5 protein-coding genes are annotated in these 5,146 nt (G+C 62.4%); 2 read left to right on the top strand and 3 right to left on the bottom strand.

Annotated features, from left to right (window positions below):
• Window positions 1-141 precede the first annotated feature (141 nt).
• A complete protein-coding gene (locus HP499_RS20475; RefSeq protein ID WP_172325970.1) occupies window positions 142-522 on the top strand; it encodes a hypothetical protein in 381 nt (126 codons plus the stop codon).
• Between the two features lie 136 nt (window positions 523-658).
• Here the strand turns inward: HP499_RS20475 and HP499_RS20480 are convergent, their stop codons facing one another.
• Both HP499_RS20480 and HP499_RS20485 read right to left on the bottom strand, forming a co-directional pair.
• A complete protein-coding gene (locus tag HP499_RS20480; RefSeq protein WP_172325971.1) occupies window positions 659-1,189 on the bottom strand; it encodes a hypothetical protein in 531 nt (176 codons plus the stop codon).
• A gap of 19 nt (window positions 1,190-1,208) precedes the next feature.
• A complete protein-coding gene (locus HP499_RS20485) occupies window positions 1,209-2,564 on the bottom strand; it encodes a uracil-xanthine permease family protein (RefSeq protein ID WP_172325972.1) in 1,356 nt (451 codons plus the stop codon).
• Between the two features lie 254 nt (window positions 2,565-2,818).
• On the opposite strand from HP499_RS20485, the gene HP499_RS20490 reads away from it, so the two are divergent.
• Window positions 2,819-3,424, top strand: coding sequence for a malonic semialdehyde reductase (locus HP499_RS20490; RefSeq protein WP_172325973.1), 606 nt, complete (start codon window positions 2,819-2,821; stop codon window positions 3,422-3,424).
• Between the two features lie 361 nt (window positions 3,425-3,785).
• On the opposite strand, the gene HP499_RS20495 is transcribed toward HP499_RS20490, so the two are convergent.
• Window positions 3,786-5,146: phosphoglucomutase (locus tag HP499_RS20495; protein WP_172325974.1), on the bottom strand; the 1,361-nt coding region annotated here is incomplete at its 5' end.

Consider the following 5,146-nt stretch of genomic DNA (forward strand, 5'->3'; position numbering starts at 1 on the left):
TAATGACGTACGCCCATTGATTTACGAAGCGTCCGAAGTCCGAATGGCACCGATATTCAACTCGATTTTGAGGGAAGGCGTTCACGTTTACGGTGATCGACATTGGTTGTCGCGCCACCTCGGTGATTCCGCGGCAGCCTAATGACGGCAAGGACAGATGCCAGTGCGCGGCTGGAGGATTCGAGGGCTTTCCTTGAAGCAGCGGATACGATCAACACCCTGAATCCCGAAGAAACATATGCAGACGTCATTGCCACCCTGGCAGTCCATGCAGGCATAGCGGCAGCGGATGCTTTTTGCTTGCTGCAGCTAGGCCGCCACTCTAAGTCTGACAATCACGCTGATGCGATAAAAGTGCTGAAGGAGGCCGGGGGTGACAACGCGATTCTCGCCCGCCTCTTGGGTGAAAAGACAAAAGCTGCGTACAACGTTTCGAGCCTCACCCGCGCTAGGTCCAGCAAGTGCATTGAGTGGGCCAGCAAACTGGTTATTGCCGCCGAATCGAAATATTCCTTGGAGTGAAAGACCTCAGTATTTCTGGCGCTCAGTGGCTACAAGTCCTCCCGGTCGCGCCCTGCCTCACGACCAAACTACCGGCTCAGTTTAGGGGTTTGGCTTGCTGCTGCATCCAACGGACAAGTGGCCGATGGCGACTCATTCACTCTATTAAGGCCCGCGAGACCAGACGTCCTGTGGCGTCGTAGGTTTCAGTCCATCCGGTTCTCGTCGTGGCGGTGAATCCTAGTTTCTCCTCACGGAAGGAGATCCAAGAATCTCCCTCCTTGTGTGGATTTACCAGGACCCCACTCGGCAGCAAAACGGCACTCACATTTCGTGCAGAGTCGCGGAGCACGATTGCAGATCTGTTGCTGGCCGGCCAATCAGTGACCACTTCGTCGTAATACACGCATTCCAGATTCGCCAGGTACCCATCCCTATCGAGTAGGCAGAGCACTGACGACGGGACACCGCCCGCCCGGCTAAGCTCTTCGAGCTCGGTTGGGAGGATTCGAATGCCAAGAGCAGGTGCAGCTTTTGCCCGATCGACGTGGATCTTGATTGAGGGGCAGCCGCAGATGCAGTCGGACTCAACTCCAAGAATATGCATGGCTTGCGTGCGAAAAACGGCGGCTCCCTCGAATTCCATCGATAGAAGCCGCTTGAGGATTTCCTGTTCGGAATCGGTCATGGGGCGCATGCTTAGCCCCCTACTTCCCCTTCTTCCCGCCCCGCTTAGCCGCAGCATTCATCGCCGACTTCACCGCAGGCGGCAGCCCCGCCGTCTCGGTCTCCGGCTCAGCGACGGTCCCGCGCCAGCGAGCCAGCCCCTTCATGCCGTGGTAGATCACCAGGGCAGCAGCGGAACCCAAAGCAATGCCCGTGAACTTCAGCTCGCCAATGGTCCAGGTGTAGTCCGCGATGCCGATAATCAGGGCAACAGCAGCCGTGGTCAGGTTGATCGGGTTGGAGAAGTTGACCTTGTTCTGCACCCAGATCTTCACGCCAAGCACGCCGATCATGCCGTAGAGCATCGTTGCGGCGCCGCCCAGGACACCGGCCGGGACGGTGGCGATCAGCTCGCCGAATTTCGGGGAGAAGCTCAGCAGGATGGCGAAGATACCGGCCACCCAGTAGGCCGCCGTCGAGTAGACCTTGGTGGCGGCCATGACGCCGATGTTCTCCGCGTATGTCGTGGTACCGGAACCGCCGCCGAACCCGGCAAGTACGGTCGCGGCGCCGTCGGCCATCAGCGCGCGGCCGGAGACGCCGTCGAGGTTCTGGCCTGTCATCGCGGCCACCGACTTCACGTGCCCCACGTTCTCAGCCACCAGCACCAGGACCACGGGGACAAACAGGCCCACCACGCCGATGTGGAACTCGGGCGTTTGGAACAGCGGCAGGCCAATCCACGCGGCGGCGTCCATCTTTTCGTAGGACACCTCGCCCCGCATCATCGCCACGAGATAACCCACTACGACGCCCACCAGGATGCTCAGTCGCCCCAGAATCCCGCGGAACAGAACAGAAACCAGGATGATCGTGACCAGTGTGATGAGCGCGGTGACCGGTGCGGCGTCGAAATTATTCTTCGCCGCCGGTGCCAGGTTCAGGCCGATCAGCGCCACAATGGCGCCCGTGACGATCGGCGGCATCAGCCGGTTGATCCATTCCGCGCCAAATTTCTGCACCACCGCACCAATAAGCGCCAGTACGACGCCGGCAAGCACCACGCCGCCCAAGGCGCCACTGACGCCGTACTGCTGCTGGGACGCCATGATCGGGGCGATGAAAGCGAAGCTCGAACCCAGGTAACTGGGCACCCGGCCCTTGGTAATCACCAGGAACAGCAGGGTGCCGATACCGGAGAATAGCAGGGTGGTGGCGGGCGGCATGCCCGTGATGATGGGGACCAGGAAGGTCGCGCCGAACATGGCCACCACGTGTTGCATGCCGATACCGATGGTCAGGGGCCATGCGAGCCGCTCATCGGGTGCCACCACGTGGCCGGGGCGAATGGACTTGCCGTTGCCGTGGAGCTTCCATTTGATGCCGAGCATGCTCATGGCGGGCCTTCCTCAGAAGAGTGTTGGGATTCGGTGCAACATTACCGCCATTGCGGGGTCCGCTCTACGCGCCTCGCGCGCCGAATGAAGCGCAAAGCGGGCCTCACAACGCAAGGAAACGACACGCGGAGTCACGCTGTGTGCCCAACGTCACGGGCCGTCATGGGAAGAGGACAACGGAACTTGAAGTTGCAACCATGGAAAGCAGAAGTGCCCGGCCGGCTCAGGGTCAGGCCCAGCGAAAGGTTCACCAAATGACGATCGCCCACGAAGAAGCAGTCATTGACGCCGCAGCAGTCGACGCCATTTTTGCCGAAGCCCGTACCGCCAACAGCTTCGCCGGTGAGGTCACCGAGGAGCAGGCCCGCGCCATCTACGAGCTCACCAAGTTTGGCCCCACAGCCTTCAACTCCCAGCCGCTCCGCGTGACATATGTCCGCTCCGATGAGGCCCGCGCCAAGCTGGTTGACGCACTTTCCAACGGCAACAAGGCCAAGACCGCCTCCGCTCCGCTGGTCGCCATCCTCTCTTACGACACCGACTGGCAGGGTCAGTGGGACAAGTTCCTGCCCGCCTACGGCGCGCCCAAGGCCATGTACGACGCCGATCCCGCTTTCGCCGCTGCTACGGGCAACAACAACGCTCATTTGCAGGCAGGCTACTTCATCCTGGCCGTGCGCTCGCTCGGTTTCGCTGCCGGCCCCATGACCGGTGCGGACTTCTCCGCAATCGACGCCCAGTTCTTCCCGGCCGGCGACCAGAAGAGCTTCCTCGTGGTCAACATTGGCCAGCCCGGCCCGGATGCCTGGGGTGAAGCCAAGCCGAAGTTCGCTTACGAGGACGTTGTTCGCACCGTCTAAGTTTCGCGCCGTATAAGTTCCCACTGTCTAAGTGCGGACGGCCCAAGTTCTCCGCAGCAAAAACGCCCGCTCACTGTCCTGTGAGCGGGCGTTTTGCGTTGCCGGCACCCTCGACCCTCTACCAGATCCCTCGGGCTTGAGACCGGCGCGCTCTCACATCCCTCGGGCTTGAGACCAACCCTCTATCACCCGCGTTCAGAACCGTGGGTTCGAACCTTCCCTCACGCCGCTCGGGTGCGCCCCCCAGCTGTTCGAATCCGGCTTGGTCCGACCCGTGGGTTGTGGGAGAGGGTTCGCTTGAGGTCCGTGGGTTGTGGGAGAGGGCTCGCCGCAGACCCCGGTGAAGTGAGAGAGCGAGGAGCTAGGCGATGACCCCGTCCACCAGCGCCTTGGCCTCTTCCTGAACCTGCTTCAAGTGGTCTGTACCCTTAAAGGACTCGGCATAGATCTTGTAGACGTCCTCGGTGCCGGAGGGGCGGGCCGCGAACCAGGCGTTCTCGGTGACAACCTTCAGGCCGCCGATCGAGGCGCCGTTGCCGGGGGCCTCGGTGAGCTTGGCCGTGATCTCCTCGCCCGCAAGGGACGTGGCGGTGACGTCGGAGGCGGACAGCTTGCCCAGCTTGGACTTCTGCTCCCGGGTAGCTGCGGCGTCAATGCGGGCGTAAACGGGTGCGCCGAACTGATCGGTGAGGCCCTTGTAGAGCTGTGACGGAGAGGACCCCGTGACGGCCGTGATTTCCGAGGCCAGAAGGGCCAGCAAAATGCCGTCCTTGTCTGTGGTCCACACGCTGCCGTCGAGTTTGTTGAAGGATGCGCCGGCCGATTCCTCGCCACCGAAGGCGCCTTCGCCGGAGAGGAGCCCGGGCACGAACCACTTGAAGCCCACGGGTACCTCAACCAGCTTGCGGCCAAGTCCACCGGCAACGCGGTCGATGATCGAGGAGGAAACCAGGGTCTTGCCCACAACGGACTCCGGGTTCCAGCCGCTGCGGTTCCGGTACAGGTAATCGATGGCGACGGCGAGGTAGTGGTTCGGGTTCATCAGCCCGCCCACTCCACCAACAAGAGGTGTCACGATGCCGTGGCGGTCGGCGTCGGCGTCGTTACCTGTGGCGACGTCGTAAGCGGCGGTGCCATCGGCACCAGCGGCCATGCGCTGAATAAGGGACGCCATGGCCGACGGCGACGAGCAGTCCATGCGGATCTTCTCGTCCCAGTCGAGGGTCATGAAGGCCCACTGGGGATCGACGGTGGGGTTCACCACTGTGAGGTTGAGCTGGTGGCGCTCGCCGATTTCGCCCCAGTAGTCAACGGAGGCGCCGCCCATGGGGTCGGCTCCGATCCGAACGCCGGCGTTGCGGATCGCCTCGAGGTTCAGCACCGACGGGAGGTCATCCACGTAGCTGCTAAGGAAGTCGAACTTGCCCGTGGTGTCGGCAGCAAGGGCATCGTTCAGCGGCATGCGCTTGACGCCACGGAGGCCGTTCTCCAGCAACTGGTTGGCGCGGTCCGCAATCCAACCGGTGGCATCGGTGTCCGCCGGGCCGCCGTGGGGAGGGTTGTACTTGAAGCCACCGTCGCCGGGCGGGTTGTGGCTGGGGGTGACCACGATGCCGTCGGCCTGGGGGGTGCCCGGCGCGGCTTCGCGGTTGTACTTGAGGATGGCGTGGCTCAAGGCCGGTGTTGGAGTGTAGCCGTGGCGGGCGTCTACCAGGACGGTCA

This window comes from Paenarthrobacter sp. CM16, from assembly GCF_013179505.1.
Lineage (GTDB): Bacteria > Actinomycetota > Actinomycetes > Actinomycetales > Micrococcaceae > Arthrobacter.

Bases quoted from the DNA above. Each gene is read 5' to 3' on its own strand.
- HP499_RS20475 (WP_172325970.1), top strand. From the start codon at position 142: ATGACGGCAAGGACAGATGCCAGTGCGCGGCTGGAGGATTCGAGGGCT.
- HP499_RS20485 (WP_172325972.1), bottom strand. From the start codon at position 2,564: ATGAGCATGCTCGGCATCAAATGGAAGCTCCACGGCAACGGCAAGTCC.
- HP499_RS20480 (WP_172325971.1), bottom strand. From the start codon at position 1,189: ATGACCGATTCCGAACAGGAAATCCTCAAGCGGCTTCTATCGATGGAA.
- HP499_RS20490 (WP_172325973.1), top strand. From the start codon at position 2,819: ATGACGATCGCCCACGAAGAAGCAGTCATTGACGCCGCAGCAGTCGAC.